This is a genomic window from Maribacter sp. Asnod2-G09 (assembly GCF_045063795.1).
Classification (GTDB): Bacteria; Bacteroidota; Bacteroidia; order Flavobacteriales; family Flavobacteriaceae; genus Maribacter.
Genome location: NZ_JBEFOA010000005.1, coordinates 1,824,593 through 1,842,710, shown reverse-complemented (window position 1 = coordinate 1,842,710; position 18,118 = coordinate 1,824,593). Strand labels below are relative to the sequence as shown.

Genomic DNA, 18,118 nt, shown 5'->3' with positions numbered 1-18,118 from the left:
GGCTAAAAAAACTGATTAAAGATATTAGTTATTTACCTCTAATTTTAAATCAATTTTCTTTTCAAAAGAAATAAGAGTACCATCTTCACATATACCTTCTACAAAAACTTTTACACCATCTTGATTTTTTAAAGGCACTTTAATAGTAGCAGATTCATTTTCAGAAACTACGATATTAGGTTTCCAATATAATGCCCCAAACCTTTTAAATATTCGCGATTCATAATCTTCGTACCCAGGATTAAAATACTCATCTGGTTTTGCGTAACCATTACGAATAAATTGCTTGATATACTTATTCCGATTTTCAGGATATACGTATATATCATCTTTTAAAGCAATAGTAACGAAACCATTTTTTCTCGCATCATGAACAACAGTTTGCACTCTATTAAGTGGCATATTTAATGCAAAATCTTCAGCTCTGCCCATACCAACTACATATAATGGAACAATAAGATTTGAGCCTGTTCTTAAATCTATTGACTTAGACTTTACTACGGTTTTACCATTTACATCACCACCTATAAGAAATCCTAATTTTCGAAGGTAGCTTGAAATATTTGGATATTTTTCTATTTCATAATCTCCAATTTCCCTACCCTCTATTTCAGCTGAATTTATTTTAAGCCTATTATCTCTCCATTTGTCAGCTTGAACAACTGCTTCATCTAAAACAATAACACTATCTTTTTGCTTAAAACTTAAAGTCTCCTCTTCACTAGATGTATTTAAAGAATTGATAGTTCGTTTGAATCTATCTAAATATTTTCCAACGTCAATTTTATTTTCGACCCAAGTAGTATCTACCTGTATTTCTAATTTAGGTTTGCGTAAAACCCCTTTCTTTCCTATTAAAGTTACCGCTAACGAATCATTCTCATATAAAGCCATATGGGTTTCAAATGTCTTATCACTTCGTAATTTTGCTCGTAATTAATAGCTTTCGATACATCAGTTATTAAGAGCACTTGATTTTCTTCGGTTAAATCGGCATCAGGTATTCTACCTTTCACTAACATTCCTTTCTCTGATTCAAATTGAATATGATCATTGATTATCAAACTATCTTCCCAGTTAAATTTTCCCCACCCTTCAATCATTAATTTAACATCGAGGTCATAATTCTGAAATCCATTAAAATCATAAAACTGATATTTGTAATTTGACCGACCATTTACATAAGGCGTAATCAAAAAAGAACTCGTTAAAGTGTTTTGAGGATTATATGCTTCGGTATCTAAAGGTAAAACAGAAACACTCAAATCATATACTAAAAACTGAGCCCGTAGCGCGGAAAAACATAATTCTAGTGAATCTCTAGAAGTATTTAATTGATGTCTTACGTTGATTTCTGTAACCCTACTGCTCTTATTTGAATGATTGTAAAAAAGTCTATATGCTATTGGTTTTTGTAGCTCATCAAATAAGATAGCTTTGTTAACACCATACGGAATTGATTCTCTATCTATGGACACTACAAGTTGATTCTTATTTACAACCCAATCTTGTACAAAAACAGAATCTTCTTGAACAATAGCTAAAGAATAGGCTCTATTATTATTCTTTGAGAGCGATTCTTCTGACAATACAAGTTTAGCTAATAACTGATTACTACCTGTATTATCGATACTTAACCCAATTAAACCTAAAGACTTTTTAAGAGGAAGGGTAGATATCTCTCCGTACGAATTCTCAATTTCAAAAAAATAATTTTGATTTTCTTTTATAAAGAATCCAATTTTACCAAAACCTTCATCACTAATACTTATGCTAGAAACCAAAACCTCTCCATTATCATCTAATAATTTAATAATTGGCTTATGATCACCAAAATTATTCTTTAAGTGAATTCCTATATAATTAAATGCTCCGTCTACTAAAGTTCCGCCTTCTGGGTAAACATTCAATTCAGTTTTGGACGTAGCTTTAATTTCATTGTCAGTAGCATTGCCAAGAATTTCGATTTGCTGTTGAAAAGGCTCTAACTTTTCAAAATTCCTTAAATAATTGGTCCAAGCAATTATATGATATGACCCTTTTTCAAAGGCACTGTCAATTTCAAAATCACCATATGCGATTCCGCTATCAACCTTTAATAATTTTCTATACATTTCCTTTCCAAAATCATCATAAATACCCACATAAAGATTTTCGGTAATATCGGAAGGAAGTAGTCTTTTTTGATTTTGAATATAGGCAGTAAACCACACATGCTCACCAGAAGCAAATGAAGTCTTATTTAAATGGAGGTATATATTTTCTAGGAGCTGATTAGAGCCATCAACAGTAGTTAGACGTTCTTTTTCTTCTTGAGAGAAGCCCCAAAAAGTAAAAGCAAATAATAAATATATAATTGTATTTTTCTGCATCAAATTTTGAATTCAACTACAGAAAAATACAAAAAAACTTACTTCTTTCTCATAAACACTGTAATAGGTACACCAGAGAAATCGTATTCTTCACGTATCTTATTTTCAAGATAACGCTTGTAAGGCTCACGTACATATTGTGGCAAGTTACAGAAGAATGCAAACTGCGGATACGGAGTCGGCAATTGCGTACAGAATTTGATCTTAACGAATTTACCTTTATACGCCGGTGGCGGATAATTTTCAATTATTGGTAACATCGTTTCATTGAACTTACGGGTAATAATCTTTTTGTTACGATTATTATATACCTCAACAGCGGTTTCAATTGCTTTAAAAATACGCTGTTTAGTAAGTACAGAGACGAAAAGAATTGGCACATCTGTAAATGGCTCAATAGCTTTTTTAATTTTTTGAGTATAGTGTTTTATCGTATTGGTCTCTTTGTCATCAACCAAATCCCACTTATTAACAAGAATAACAATCCCCTTATGGTTACGCTGAGCTAACCAGAAGATATTCTCTACCTGACCATCAAAACCTCTTGTAGCATCTAAAAGTAAAATACAAACATCGCAATGTTCAATTGCTCTTACTGACCGCATTACTGAATAAAATTCTAAATCTTCCTTAACCTTGGCCTTACGACGGATACCAGCGGTATCAACCAGATTAAATTCAAATCCGAATCTATTATACTTTGTATCAATACTATCTCTTGTGGTACCCGCTATATCAGTTACAATATATCTATCCTCTCCAATAAGTGCATTTATAAAAGATGACTTACCTGCGTTAGGTCTACCAACAACGGCAAATCTTGGAAGGTCACTTTTCTCTTCAATTACGTCTGGCAACTTCTCTACCAAATCATCTAGCAACTCACCTGTACCACCACCATTAATACTAGATAAGGTATAAAACTCACCAAGACCTAATGAATAAAACTCAACAGCATCTTCTGCTCTTTTGGCATTATCTACTTTATTTACCGCTAAAAAAACTGGTTTTTTAACGCGTCTTAATAATTTAGCTACATCTTCATCCATACCGGTTACACCAGTTTCTACATCTACCATAAAAATTATAGCATCTGCTTCTTCAATTGCTAGTTCTACTTGCCTATCAATTTCTTTTTCAAAAACATCGTCACTACCAACAACGTATCCGCCGGTGTCAATAATTGAAAACTCCTTTCCGTTCCAATCACTTTTACCATAATGGCGATCACGAGTAACACCGCTAACGGCATCAACAATAGCCTCACGTCTTTGAATTAATCTATTAAAAAATGTTGATTTTCCTACATTAGGTCTCCCTACAATGGCAACAATAGCACCCATAGCTTAAATTTGGTGCAAAGGTAATATTTAAAGTGGCAACTACACTATATATCTTAAATAGAGAGATTTGATTGAATATCATCAAAACTTTCAAATTTATAAAGTTGTTGTTTTTTAGGTGCAGATAAATAAGGTTCTCCCGCAGCTCTTTTGCGAACAATTCTCGCCGGTGAACCATATGCAAGAACGTTATCCCCGAAATGATCCACAACAAGCGAACCAGCTCCAATAACAGTATGTTGACCTATTTCAATACCATTTATAATATTTACTCCTAGACTAACTGCAGAGAACCTACCTAGTTTCAAATTTCCGCCCGTACATACAGAGGGAGCTAAACTTGAATATGAATCCATTATACCATCATGACCTAAAGAAGAATTTGTATTTATAATACAAAAGTCATGTACAATAGAATTTGCATTTACTATTGCACCAGGCATAAACACATTACCACAACCCAAGAGAATATCTTTTCCAAGAATAGCCTTAGGATGAATTGTATTTATAAAACTAAAATTGGGTACTATTTTAAAAATTTTATCGACTATAAGTTTTCTTATCCAATTATCGCCAATAGCTACAATACCACCCACGATATTGAATCTATCAATCAAAAATGGCAAATCTATTTCAGAGCCTAAAACTTGATACTCATTAATACTTGTCCCTTTTTGCTTGAAAGAATCTACAAAACCTACAACATTATATTTACCCTCTTTTTCTAAGCAATCCAACACAACACTACCATGACCTGAGGCTCCAAAAATAATTACATTTTGCATTTCATCGGGGATTTTGTACACTTAATCGATAAATCAAAAATAGACTATTCTTTTTTAAAAGATGAATTAAACCTTAAATTGAGGTAAAAATAATTTGAAAAAAGTCAATAAACAAAGGCGAAAGAATCCAATCGTCTGACAACTAGACACTCCTAGATTATCAAATTTAATGACTGAATTAAAAAATAAAAGATAATATTAGCTTAGCACATCAACCGACTACTTATTATACCCAAAACGTTTCAATTGACGTGAATTACTACGCCAGTTTTTATTCACTTTTACGTACAACTCTATGTGGACTTGCTTACCAAAGAATTTTTCTAAATCTTTTCTCGATTCTACACCTACTTTTTTCAATGCAGCTCCCTTATGACCTATGATAATCCCCTTTTGTGAATCTCGTTCAACCATAATTACCGAACGCATACGAATAATGTCTTCGTCTTCAAAAAACTCTTCGGTTTCTATCTCAACTGCATACGGAATTTCCTTTTTGTAGTTCAATAGGATTTTCTCGCGGATGGTCTCATTTACAAAGAAACGTTCTGGCTTATCTGTTAATTGATCCTTAGGATAATATGCAGGTGACATTGGCAACAATTCTATAATGCGCTCAAAAACACCTTTTACATTAAAATTAGATAACGCAGAAATAGGATGCAACTCTACACTTGGCAACATTTCTTGCCAATATTGTACTTGCTCTTCCAGTAATTCTTGCGTAGCCGTATCTACTTTATTCAAAAGCAATAAAACTGGAATCTTACTATTCTTTATTTTCTCAAAGAAAGCTTCATCTTTTAACGCCTTTTCACCTATCTCAACCATATATAATAGTACATCGGCATCTTCAAAGGCAGATTTAACAAAATCCATCATACTACTCTGAAGCTGATATGCTGGTTTAATAATACCAGGAGTATCGGACAGGATCATTTGAAAATCATCCCCATTTACAATTCCTAAAATACGGTGCCTAGTTGTCTGTGCCTTTGATGTAATTATGGATAATTTTTCACCCACAAATGCATTCATCAACGTTGATTTACCAACATTAGGATTACCAATAATATTCACGAAGCCTGCCTTATGATCTGCCATCCTTATACTTTAATATATATTTCTTCAATTCCACATTTACCTTTGGAGCCAACAAAAGTACGGCAATCATATTGGGTATCACCATTAGTGCATAAGACAAATCAATTAAATTCTTTACCAACTCTAATGATGCCACTGCTGCAAAGACAATCATTATTACAAAATACCAGTTATAAAATCTACCAATTTTGGCATTTGTCAAGAAAGACAATGATTTTACACCATAATAGGAATAGGTAAACAAGGTAGATAATGCAAAGGCAGTTACAATAACCATTAACAATACATCTCCCCAACCAAATAATGTTCTTTCGAATGCAGACAAGGTCATTACTATACCACTAGAATCTTCTAAATAAGCTCCACTTAATATGATAACAATCGCTGTAAACGTACATACCAATATGGTATCGATAAACGGACCTAGCATCGCCACCAGACCTTCGCGTATAGGTTCATCATTTTTAGATTGCCCATGATACATTGGCGCACTACCTAAACCTGCCTCGTTAGAAAACATTGCCCTTCGGACACCTATTATAACAAGACCCCAAAATCCGCCAGTTGCCAACGACTTAAAGTTCCAAGCTTCTGTAATTATCATTTTTAAAGCCGGTAATATTTGACCTGAATTCATCACCATTACCGCAATAACTGCAATTAAATATACAGCTACCATAAAAGGCACAATAGCAGATGCTACTCTGGCTATATTGGTCAATCCACCAAAAATTACGAAAGAAGTTATTACAGCCAAAACTAAACCAATGGTCCATTTCCAATTTTCATCACTCATATCTATTATAGTCGCCCCAGGATCAACAACACTCATAAATGTCTCTGTAAACTGATTGGCAGTGAAAACACCTAAAAATCCGAATAGCCCACAAACCGCAAAAAATATAGCTAACGGTCGAGCTTTTTCACCCAGTCCTTTTGTTATATAATACATGGGACCACCTTGTAACTTGCCTTCAGAATCTGTACCACGATACATAATCGCCAAACTACAAGAGTAAAATTTAATACACATACCTATCAATGCGGTCATCCAAATCCAAAAAACTACCCCGGGACCACCGTCATGTATTGCAATGGCTACTCCTGATATATTACCTAAACCGACCGTTGCTGCCACAGCTGCCGATAAAGCCTGAAAAGAACTTACATCTCCTTTTGAGTCTTTATTATCATATTTACCCGCCGTAATAGCTATTGCATGACCGAAAAAACGGTACGGCATTAGTTTAGAATAAAAAACCAAAAAGAGTCCGCCACCTATTAATAATAAGAACATTGGCCACTCGGTATACGGTAGTGCGCTGGCTATAAAGTCGTTAATTGTATCCATAGAATTGTAAAAAACCGAAGTTATGGATTTAATGTTTTTTAAAAGATAATGCTCCTCAAAAAATATTATTAAAATAAGTTTTGAATATAGAGAAAATGTGTTGTATATTTGCAGCCCGTTACAAATAGTAGCGCACCTTTATCTCGTCAGCTTAATGACCTGAAGTCGCAAGACAAGTGAGATAAAAACCCATATCGCGGGGTAGAGCAGTAGGTAGCTCGTCGGGCTCATAACCCGAAGGTCGCTGGTTCGAGTCCAGTCCCCGCTACTAAGAAAAAAGCCACTGAAAATTCAGTGGCTTTTTTGTTATATCCTATTGAATAAAGTAATTACAAAAATAGATTACCCTCTATTATTTAATTTTCTTCTAGTTCAAAAGTTCCATTAAACTTTGCCATTTCTTGTTCCTCCCAATCTTTTTGTAATTCTTCTGGATCGAACCATTGTGGTTCTGTATGGGTCCTACTCCAGTTCTGAGCCTCTAAAACCATTTGCTTTAACTGCTCTGGATGTTCTTTACTCAGGTCATTATTCTCGCCTAGGTCATTTTCAATATTAAAAAGTTTCCAAGGGTTTTTATTCGTTTTAAGTGCCTTCCATTCATTCTGCCTTACACCAACATCACTGTACCCTTCTCTATGTCTTAAAACAAATACAGGCTCATCTTTTCTCGGGTTGATACCACTAAGTAAATCTTGCCAAATATCTTTACCATCTAATTTTTTGTCCTTTGGAATAGAAGTGTTGGCCAATGTCGCAAACGTAGGATAAAAATCTAATGCAGAGACAGGATTATCAAACTTCTGACCTGCTGCAATTGTACCTGACCAATGAAAAAACATTGGCACGCGGTAACCACCTTCGCATGTACTTCCTTTTCCTTCTCTTAAAGGGTAATTATTTGCGCCTTTAGAAAGTTTGCCTCCATTATCACTTAAAAATACGATAAGTGTATTATCAAACTCTTTTTTAGCCTTCAGCGCTTTAACTAATTCACCCACTCCTCTATCAACGGCATACACCATGGCAGCATACGTTCTTCTGTCTTTATCTTCAATATGTTTAAACAACTCTAAATCTTCTGCTTTTGCTTCGAGAGGTACATGTGGTGCATTATATGCCAAATACAAAAAGAAGGGATTTTCGTCGGTTCTGGAAGTTTTTACAAAGTCGACCGCTTTTCTAGATAGCTCATCTGTTAGATATTCTGTCGGGTTTTCTACATTTACCCCATTATGCTCTAAAGGTTTTAGGTAATCGAAAATAACCTCTCGCCCTGCTGCTTTTTGCTTATTATAGGTTGCCGTATATTCCTCTGGAAAATATTTATGACCACCACCTAAAAATCCATAAAAATCATCAAACCCTCTTTTATTCGGATGATAATCGGCTACTGCGCCTAAATGCCATTTGCCAATCGCCCCAGTTGTATAACCGGCATTTTGTAGCATTTTACTCATGAAAGTTTCTTGTAGCGGTATACCCTTACCTATGTTTACCTCGCTATTTGCCGGCAAGTTAAATTGTGAACCAATTGTGTGCGGATACCTACCTGTCAATAATGCTGCCCTACTCGGACCACAAAATGGATGAGCAACATAACCAGAAGTTGCAATTGTACCGTTAGCTGCCAGTTCGTCTAATTGCGGAGTAGTAATATCTTTTGAGCCATTAAAACCCACATCAGCATACCCTAAATCATCTGCTACGATCAGTATAATATTCGGTCTTTTATCTGTTTGAACCAATTGGGCAACATCATCTTTTTTGACTTCTTTACAGCTATTACCCAAGATTAATAAAAAAAGACCGATTGCGAAGCTGAAGATATATTTTTTCATGATTTTAAATTATTAATTAAGTATCGCCATATTACCTTGCCAACCCTTATTAAATTGAGCCAAGAGCTCTTGCACTATCTTAGGCTTTTCATTTGCGATATTAACTGTTTCTGTAGGGTCATTTTTGTGATCGTACAGTTCAAAAAATACGGGTTCAGATTCTTTGTCGGTATAATCTTTCCAAAGGGTAAAACGATAGTCGGCCGTTCTCATAGAATACCCCATTAATCTATTTTCAAAGAGGTCTCTATTCCATTTATCACCTTGTTGTAGCTTAATTTTTTCTTCAACTTCTTCTAATAAAGGTCCAAAAGATGTTTCTCTCATTCCCTTAGATAAAGGGTTAGCAGCCCATTCTCGTAATGCCGGACTAGGAAACTGAGTAAATGCAGCCTCTTTCCATTTTCTGTTTGGATCAGACAATAAAGGTTTAAAACTTTGCCCTTCTAAAGTCGCTGGTATTGAAACTCCCGCTAAATCGCATAATGTCGGGTACATATCCACTAACTCAACTAAAGCATCAGTCTTAGTTCCCCTTACAGCTGCTGGCATGTTAGGTGTTGAAACGATTAATGGCACCCGAGTTGCTATCTCGTAGTTAGTAGCCTTTCCCCAAATACCCATATCGCCCAAATGCCAACCGTGATCGCTCCACAGCATAATGATCGTATTATCTCTTAACCCTTCTTCTTCCAAGGCCTTTAACATCTTACCTATTTGTGCATCAACATAACTTACCGTTGCTAAATAAGCACGTTTTAGATTTTTAGCCTGCTCTTCATCAATATCACCATAATTAGGAATATCCGCTCTTGCACGTAATTCGAACGAAGCGTGAAGACCCATTGCGGCACCATTTTTCGGACCTTCATGTTGACCTGTCAATTGCAAATCTTTACCCTCATACAAATCCCAATATTTCTTTGGTGCTATCCATTCTAAATGGGGTTTTAAAAAACCAAGCCCCAAGAAAAATGGCTTTTCGTTTTTTGACATTTCTTTCATGGTCTCAATCGCCAATTCTGTATTATGACCATCTTCATAAGTATTATCCGGTGCATCTGCGAATTCATAAGCCGGACCTTTGCCTAAACCATTTCTTGGTGCATTTTTACCGTATTTGGCAACAACCTCAGCTCGGTTTTTCTTGAACATCTCTTGATTTTCGGGAAGTACATACCCTCTTACCCTTTCTGGCATTGCCGCTACATTAGGTCCTGAATATGCTTTTCTACTCCATGAGAGTTCCTCATCCGTATACCCAGGATGAAATATTTTGCCTGCATAAACGGTCTCATAACCTTCTGTCCGTAAATGTTGAGGCAAGGTTACGATATCTGGATTTAGGTCTCTAAAATAAGAGAAATTCTCAATGACCTTAATAGTCTCTGGTCGTGCACCCGTCATTACACTAGCCCTAGATGGACTACAAATAGCTTCTTGACAATAGGCGTTATTAAATAAAAGGCCTTGAGCCGCAAGAGCGTCCATATTTGGGGTTATTGCAACTTCTGACCCATAAGCGCCTAATTCTGGACGAAGGTCATCTATCGCAATAAAAAGAATATTCGGTTTATTAACAGAGTCGTCTGATGGTTTTTCTATTTGAGCCTTACAGCTTAATAGTAACATATTTAATAGAATAAATAAGTATATTCTTTTCATACTAATGCGTTTTTATTTTGTAATATGCTTTTCACTTAACATTATAGAAAGCCTCCAAAAATCTGTTCTTAGATTTTTAAAAATGAAACTTTCATTTTATTATTGAATCTTATTTCAACTCTAGTTGCTGTACTTTTTCTTTTTTTGTTCCACGAATAGCTTCAAATGCAGAAATCATTTCTTGAAGTTTTTCTGGATTATTACCGGCAAGATTATTTTGTTGGGAAATGTCTTCTTTTAAATTATACAGCTGATAGTCTTTTGCATTACCCAGCTCGATATTGACTTGTTTAGCTACGGCCGGACCTTTGTAAGGTGGAATCATTGCCCAATCCCCTTGCCTAAAAGCTGTTCTAGAAGCGGCTTCAATAACCATTTCATCTCTCCCATTATCTGTTTTACCCAGAAAGAGATCAATCAATTCTTGACTGTCGTTTGTTCTATCTTTACTATTTACAAGCGAAGCCAAAGATGAAAACAAATCTAATTGAGACACCATAGCATCTGAGACCGCAGGTTCAATATGACCTTTCCAATAGGTGAAAAACGGAACTTTAGTACCTGCTTCGAACAGACTATATTTTCCACCTCGTAATTGTCCAGCGGGCTTATGGTTTCCTAGTTTCTCTACGGCTTCATCGTAATATCCATCATTTATCACCGGACCGTTATCACTTGAAAATATAATCAGTGTATTTTCAAGAATACCTTCTTTTTCCAATGTTTTAATAAATTCACCTATCATCCAATCCGCTTCAACAATTACATCGCCTCTTGGTCCCATTCCTGACGAACCAACAAATCGTTTATTCGGTGTTCTTGGAACATGTGGTTGTTGCATTGCATAATACAGGAAGAAAGGATTGTCTTTATGTTCCTTAACATAGTTTTGCGCATCGGCCAAAAAATAATCGGCCATATCTTCATCTACCCATTTGGCAGCTTCTCCACCTTTCATAAAACCAATACGAGGAATACCGTTTACAATACTATTGTTGTGCCCATGATGCCATTTCATTTTAAGCATTTCCGGATTTTCCAACCCCGTTGGTTCTCCTTCAAAATTCTTTTCATAGCTTACTTGAATAGGGTCGTTTGGATCAAGGTTTACTACACGACCATCTTCAATATACACTGTAGGCACCCTATCTTGTGTTGCCGCTAAAATATGACTGTAATCAAAACCTACTTCGTTAGGTCCTGGAGCAATACGTTTGTTCCAATTTACATCTCCACTACCCAAACCTAAATGCCATTTACCAACGATACCTGTATGGTACCCTTGTTTTTTCAACATTTTAGGAATCGTATTCTGAGCCGTATCAATAATTAATGGCGCTGTACCTGGTAATATTTTCGCTCTTTTATTTCGCCATGGGTAAATACCCGTAAGCAAGGCATATCTACTAGGTGTGCAAGTTGCAGAAGATGCGTAACCATTGGTAAAACGCAAACCACCATTTGCAAGCATATCTATATTAGGTGTTTTAATTTCTGTAGCCCCATAAGCACCTAATTCACCATACCCTAAATCATCTGCATATATAATAACAATATTAGGTTTCGTATCGAATTCAGTAATTTCTACATTTTTAACTTTAGAATCATTTTTACAGCTTACAACAAGTAGTATTAAAAACCCAAAAACAATTCTAGAAAATTTAAGCAGTATATATTCCATATTTTAAAAGGCTAATAGTCTAACTGTACTCTAAAGAATTATTAAACATAAATTATTTTTTTCCAACAAAGACCTTAGTGTTATTATGAAAATTTTCAGTAGCATTTTCCCCATTAGTCCAAGTTACGCTTACCTTTAAAGTTCCAGTACAAGTACCTGTGCCGAAATGCATGAACGAATTAAAAGATGATGAATAAGCAGAACCTGTAGCCCCTACTCTTTTTAATTGTTTGTTTTTACAATTAGTAAGCCTCACCAATGCTCCTAATGCCGTTGCTTTTCCTGAAGGTGCGTTACCTACCTCAACAGTTATAAATTTATTTTTGGATTTTGAAATTTCCGAATTCTCAAATAAGTGCCATTTACCTCGCTCATTGCCAATGACAACATCAACATCGCCATCTAAGTCATAATCTAACACTTCTACAGCCATACCCATTGATCCAATATCCGAAGTTGAAATTCCATTATAATTTAATTGCTTAAATGTAGAATCACCTTGATTCAAGTAGATAACCGCGTTGTTTTCAAAGACCAATTCACCTCTTCTAATAACTAGTATATCTTCTGATCCATTATTATCAAAATCTGCAACCGAAACACCTACGGTATGATCTTCTAGCAGAAGGTTTGCTTTTTTTGTTACATCTACAAATTTTCCATTTTTATTTTCTAACAGAACATCTGAAAGCCCCTTCGGGTGTTTATAGTCAGGATATTCTTTAACACCTATTATTGCACCTGTAGTTGGTGCAAAAGTACTACCGGCAATACGCCACTTATCATTCCCTACGTACCCAACATGTATACCACCTTCTGGATTTAATACATCTGGAAAACCTAATGCATTGCTATTCACCAAACGTATGTCTTTTCCAGAGTGTGTTTCTCCTGAAAATTCATATTTGTAGGCAGATTCGCCGATATAATATGCATCGTTAAATGGCCATTGCGACTGAAAATTATTTATATTCAGGACATCACCAACTAATAAATCTTGAAATTGAAAATCTCCCCGTTTAGTGAAAAATCCCCAAGTTTGGGTTTCCTTGTTTAAAAATGTTTCACCGATTTCAAATTCTTTACCTCTGGTCATGATCAAATCAAAATCGCCATCATTATCAAAATCGATTTCACTTATAGCCGTGACCTCTTCTATATCAAAAGGAAGAACATTCGTTTTTTCAACATAAGTTAAGTCACCATTACCTTGGTAAATTTTAACCTTGCCGTTTCCATATAAAAGTACATCTACAATACCATCATCATTAAAGTCAGTTAAGGTAGATTTTTGTCCATCTGCCTTTATCATGGGCAAAGTAGCTTTTAAAAGAAGTTGACCTTGGGTATCATTTTCATAAATGTAATTTTCAGATTGCCCTTTTTTTTCTTTGGATGGAAAAGCAAAATTCAACAGATCTAAATCACCGTCCATATCACCATCAAAAAATTTTAAGGTTCTGCCTCTCATCATTTCTAACGGAACATTAAAATCTGGCATAGGTATAAACTCTCGCTTCTTAGTAATTTTATACATTTTTGAGTTACGTGCGTTGCTACCAGACCCTCCACCTCTAGACAATACCATTTCGTTAACACCATCAAAGTCGAAATCACCAATAGCAACCCCGTGTAAATCACCCATGATAACATCATAAGGTTTTGCGAATTTGCCTTTGTTATTCCAACAAACACTGATACCTAGACCGTGATCGTTTAGAATTAAATCTGGGTAACCATCTTTATCTAAATCCGCAACTACGGGAGCATCCCATTTTCTAAGATTCACTTCTTTTCTAGGAAAATCTTCTAAATTCTCTTTGAACAAAGATGCTACGTCCGCTTTTTCTTGAGACCATACATTTAATACAAACCCTAAAAAAATAATATTGATAATTACAAACACCTTTGTTTTGTACTGCATATTATTGCTTTTCATGAAATCAGAAGTTTTGATTAATTCCAAATCATAGGCATAAATACCGTCATTTCACCAACACCTCGATTACTCCAAGCGTAGTATGGAATTAAATGGGTTTTATAAGTGTCAAATTTTGGCATACCTACCTCTTGATACATTCCTAAGGCTTTGTCTTTACGGATCATAAACTCACCATCTAAGGTAGCCATACCACCAAGGTAATCTGGTCTATAAGTTGGTTTCAATTCGTTACTACCTTTAACATACACATCAAATATGCTAGTGTCTTTTGGTAAATCGGCAGATTCTACACAATAAACCACAGGTCCTCTTTTAACGGCAACTTGGTTACGAACTTCTTCTATTCTAGGATGCCCTTCTATAAACTTCACATCCATTGGCATATCTAACGTAATAACATCGCCAGCTTTCCACTCACGTTCTATTTTAGCAAAACTGCCAGCTACTACATTTTCAATTGCTTCGCCATTAACATTAAGTGTACTACCTTCTGCCCAAGCTGGTATTCTTAATAACATTTCAAAAGCCTCTGGCTTAGTTTCTTCTATTGTAATCTTTACTTCTCCTTCCCAAGGATAATTACTTTTTTGATTCAGTTTAATAGCCGAACCATCTAACAAGGTTGTTTCAAGTTTATTACCGCCATATAAGTTTACGGCAATACCATTTTCTGATTTACTGTACGCCCAACCTGGAGATTTTGCTATGGTACGCACTAAATTTGGCGGACAGCAAAAACATTTTAGATAAGGTTGACGCTCAGGAAACTCAACATTCATTTTATCATAATCCAAAGCGCCATCAACTTTACGTAAAGGGTTGGAGTAATAATAATCTTTACCTTCAAGACTAATACCTGAAAGTCCGCTATTATGTAGTACCAACTCCATAACATCACCATGCTTAGAATCTCCGCTCAACGTCAACATTCTATAGTTGAACATTGAATTACAAATGTTGGCGCATGTTTCGTTATACGCAGTCATATTAGGCATCATATATTCATCAATAAAGCCTTCTTCAATTTTATCTAATCGAGATGACCTACCATAATGTGTTTGCCCTATTGCACCGGTAACGTACATTTTTTTGTTCGTTACATTATCCCAAAGTCTGTTCAAAGCATCCATTAATTCTTTCTCGCCTGTTTCAGCATAAACATCTGCGGCACCGGCATAATAATAAAGTGCTAAAACCGCATGACCTACTGCTTCTGTCTCTTCTCTTAACGGAACTCTTTCTTGAACCATATCACCAATAGGATAACCCTTTGTCGTAGAATCTTCAACAATATCAAACGTTCCCCTAAGGTTAATAAACTGTTCTGCAAGTTCTAAATAGCGCTCATCTTTTGTAGTACGATAAAGCTCTACCAAACCCATTATTTGAGTTTGATTAAAACCGAATCTTTTCAATGAATCTTGTATTGGCACGAATAACTCGTATAAATAATCTGCATGTTTAATTGCGATATCTAAAAAGTTAGTTTTACCTGTAACACGATTATGAATACAAGCCGCAGTCAATAAATGCCCACTATTATACAACTCATGATACCTTCTATTGGTAAAAGGATCAATGGTATCATTAATTATAATAGGGGTTGACAAATAACCATCTTCTTGTTGTGCCTTACCAATAACCTCAATGATTTCATCAAGTTCATTTGCTATAGCTTCATTCTTGTTTACACCGTACAAGTACAAATTGGCTTCCATCCATTTATAAAAATCCCCATCATGCCACCAAAACCCTTTATGTTCTCCTTCTTTTAGCCCTGCCGCAATTTTAAAGTTATTATATCCATGACCCACATCACCTTTTAAGATTTCTCCCATATGCGGAATCATGACTTCTTCGGCGACTCTCCATTTGTCTGCCCAAAAACCTTCGGTCCAGCGACAATCGCCTATATCAATGCTTTTAAGTTTAACATGCGGACTATTTGTATTGTTTACTATACCACCGTTTTTATCAAGTGCTAAAACTTTCTTATTTTGATTTATATCTGTTGATGCCGTTTCTTTATTTTCTTTACAAGAGAAGAATAAGGCAAATAGACATAAGCTGAGTAAAGTTATTTTTTTCATTTTATTGAGTGTTGAAATAAGGATTACAAGTAACGTAAATTCAGTATAAAGGGTGATGTAATTATTAACTAAGACCTACACTATATTACCCTTTATTTAAAACTCAGAAAATCTCTAATTACTCTTTGCTATAAGAGCACTACATTTCTTATAAGTGAGAACATGTCTTTACTTCCCTTTAATATCAATTCGTTTTACATCGACAAAAAGCGGTCCTGTTGCCAACCTACCAATTTTAAAATAGGCATGAAAATTACCTTCCCCTTTTAGCAATGAAATATCGTTAAATACTACATTTTCCTGACCTTTACGAATTGGTTTTTCAAGGTGAAGGTCATTATATTTTAAATGTGCAATACCATCGGCAGCAACCTCTGGTAAATCTAAACTTACAGTATACATCCCTAATTCTGTAGTAACCCGCCAATGCCCCAATTCGTTTTTTGAAATTACCCGTGGTCCTCCCCAATCAAATCTAGAAAGGTTTACTTCTGGTTGTTGCGCGGTACCTAAATGTATTCTTTGAATGCCTTTGGCATCGCGTTCTTCGGTAACCTCATCGAACCAATTTTCATATTCAGCCAATAGCTGGTCTACCATTTCAGGGTGTTTTGTAGCAAGATTTATTCTTTCGCTTGGATCTTCTTCAACATCGTAGAGCTCTAAATTTGAAAGTACTTGTTGCAATTCTTCATCTTTAGGTTGGTATAAAATACCATGTGGAAAATCATGCGGACTGATCAATTTGTATTTTTGACCTCTAACTGCAAAATGCATGTATTTAAAAGGTGTAGGGCCATAATGCATTTGGGTAAAAAATAAGCTGTTTTCAAAAGAGTCGGTTTCACCTTTCCATAATGGCAAAAGAGATTTACCGTCGATTTTAATATTTTCTGGTGCCTGTACATTACAAGCATCAAGTATGGTGGGCAAAATGTCGATCACAGTACCCATGGTTTTTGAAGTTTGACCTTGTTTTATTTTGCCTGGCCATCTGACAAAAAACGGCACCCTTATTCCACATTCATATACACTTGTTTTAGTCCCTCTTAAATTAGCCGTCCAACGACCAGGGTATACATCGTTTTTAGTTCTTCTATTTCTTGGACCGTTGTCAGATAAAAAAATGACGATCGTGTTTTCTTCTATACCTAGTTCCTTTAATTTTTCTAATACACGACCAACATTGTAATCTATATTATCAATCATTCCATAGGTTAGCGCATTGTCTTCATGCAATCCTTTTTTACGATAAGGTTCTGCACGTTCATCAGGAACCTGTAATGGGAAATGAGGAAGATTGGTCGCTAAATAAGCTAAAAAAGGTTTTTTGTTTTTTTGACCGATGAAATCTATAGCGGCTTCAGTAAAAATATCATCGCAATAGCCTTCATACTTTTTAGAAACATTATTATGCTCTAAAACTGGATCGAAATACGAGTTTCCTGCAGGACCTGCAGCCTGCCCTATTCCGCCACCTTTATGCACCAAAGCTTCTTGAAAACCTTGATCTGTTGGTCTCATCGGTGCATTATCGCCTAAGTGCCACTTTCCGAAAATACCCGTTCTGTATCCGTTCTCTGCAAGAATTTCTGCCAAGGTCTCTTCAGAAGTATTCATAAAATGATCTACCTGAGTTACTGCAGTCACCCCAGTTCTATATGGGTATCGACCTGTTAAAACTGCTGCACGAGATGCAGAACAATTTGGGTACGCAAAAAAATGCGTCATTTCTGCACCTTGCTCTCCAATTGATTCCATATTAGGGGTTTTCAAAAACGGGTTACCGTGAGATCCTATATCACCATAACCTTGATCGTCGCTCATCATAATAATAACATTAGGGCGATCTTGTGATTGCAAAATTGAACAGGCAGAAACAAATGTTACAGTTAACAATATTCTTGACAATCTAATCTTTAGGCGAGTGCTCATAATTCTATT

Annotated in this window: 12 protein-coding genes and 1 tRNA gene; 1 reads left to right on the top strand and 12 read right to left on the bottom strand. The window is 35.5% G+C overall.

Annotated features, from left to right (window positions below; genetic code table 11):
- Positions 1-24: 24 nt before the first annotated feature.
- The 6 genes from ACJJVT_RS19940 to ACJJVT_RS19915 all read right to left on the bottom strand — a co-directional run bounded on the left by ACJJVT_RS19940 (position 25) and on the right by ACJJVT_RS19915 (position 6,955).
- Complete coding sequence (locus tag ACJJVT_RS19940) at positions 25-894, bottom strand: hypothetical protein (RefSeq protein WP_405400994.1); 870 nt, start codon at positions 892-894, stop codon at positions 25-27.
- Positions 867-2,372: a hypothetical protein gene (locus ACJJVT_RS19935; RefSeq protein ID WP_405400993.1), complete on the bottom strand. Its 1,506-nt coding sequence runs from the start codon at positions 2,370-2,372 to the stop codon at positions 867-869. The genes ACJJVT_RS19940 and ACJJVT_RS19935 overlap by 28 nt, the downstream gene beginning before the upstream one ends.
- Positions 2,373-2,410: 38 nt before the next feature.
- Complete coding sequence (gene der, locus ACJJVT_RS19930) at positions 2,411-3,715, bottom strand: ribosome biogenesis GTPase Der (RefSeq protein WP_405400992.1); 1,305 nt, start codon at positions 3,713-3,715, stop codon at positions 2,411-2,413.
- A gap of 53 nt (positions 3,716-3,768) precedes the next feature.
- On the bottom strand, positions 3,769-4,500 hold the full coding sequence (locus ACJJVT_RS19925) for a NeuD/PglB/VioB family sugar acetyltransferase (RefSeq protein ID WP_405400991.1): 732 nt from the start codon (positions 4,498-4,500) through the stop codon (positions 3,769-3,771).
- A 219-nt stretch (positions 4,501-4,719) separates the two neighbouring features.
- Complete coding sequence (era, locus tag ACJJVT_RS19920) at positions 4,720-5,604, bottom strand: GTPase Era (RefSeq protein ID WP_073240368.1); 885 nt, start codon at positions 5,602-5,604, stop codon at positions 4,720-4,722.
- Positions 5,591-6,955, bottom strand: coding sequence for an alanine/glycine:cation symporter family protein (locus tag ACJJVT_RS19915; protein ID WP_405400990.1), 1,365 nt, complete (start codon positions 6,953-6,955; stop codon positions 5,591-5,593). Before ACJJVT_RS19915 ends, era begins: the two co-directional genes overlap by 14 nt.
- 195 nt (positions 6,956-7,150) lie before the next feature.
- On the opposite strand from ACJJVT_RS19915, the gene ACJJVT_RS19910 reads away from it, so the two are divergent.
- Positions 7,151-7,223, top strand: a tRNA-Met gene (locus ACJJVT_RS19910).
- Between the two features lie 88 nt (positions 7,224-7,311).
- Here the strand turns inward: ACJJVT_RS19910 and ACJJVT_RS19905 are convergent.
- From ACJJVT_RS19905 to ACJJVT_RS19880, 6 genes are all read right to left on the bottom strand, one after another.
- On the bottom strand, positions 7,312-8,796 hold the full coding sequence (locus ACJJVT_RS19905; RefSeq protein ID WP_405400989.1) for a sulfatase-like hydrolase/transferase: 1,485 nt from the start codon (positions 8,794-8,796) through the stop codon (positions 7,312-7,314).
- 12 nt (positions 8,797-8,808) lie between these two features.
- Positions 8,809-10,461, bottom strand: coding sequence for a sulfatase (locus ACJJVT_RS19900; protein ID WP_405400988.1), 1,653 nt, complete (start codon positions 10,459-10,461; stop codon positions 8,809-8,811).
- 109 nt (positions 10,462-10,570) lie between these two features.
- A complete protein-coding gene (locus ACJJVT_RS19895; protein WP_405400987.1) occupies positions 10,571-12,142 on the bottom strand; it encodes an arylsulfatase in 1,572 nt (523 codons plus the stop codon).
- 52 nt (positions 12,143-12,194) lie between these two features.
- On the bottom strand, positions 12,195-14,081 hold the full coding sequence (locus ACJJVT_RS19890; protein ID WP_405400986.1) for a CRTAC1 family protein: 1,887 nt from the start codon (positions 14,079-14,081) through the stop codon (positions 12,195-12,197).
- A gap of 17 nt (positions 14,082-14,098) precedes the next feature.
- Positions 14,099-16,174 carry a glycoside hydrolase family 127 protein gene (locus tag ACJJVT_RS19885; protein ID WP_405400985.1) on the bottom strand — a complete coding sequence of 692 codons (2,076 nt, stop codon included), beginning with the start codon at positions 16,172-16,174 and terminating at the stop codon, positions 14,099-14,101.
- A gap of 168 nt (positions 16,175-16,342) precedes the next feature.
- A complete protein-coding gene (locus ACJJVT_RS19880; protein WP_405400984.1) occupies positions 16,343-18,109 on the bottom strand; it encodes an arylsulfatase in 1,767 nt (588 codons plus the stop codon).
- Between the last annotated feature and the right edge of the window lie 9 nt (positions 18,110-18,118).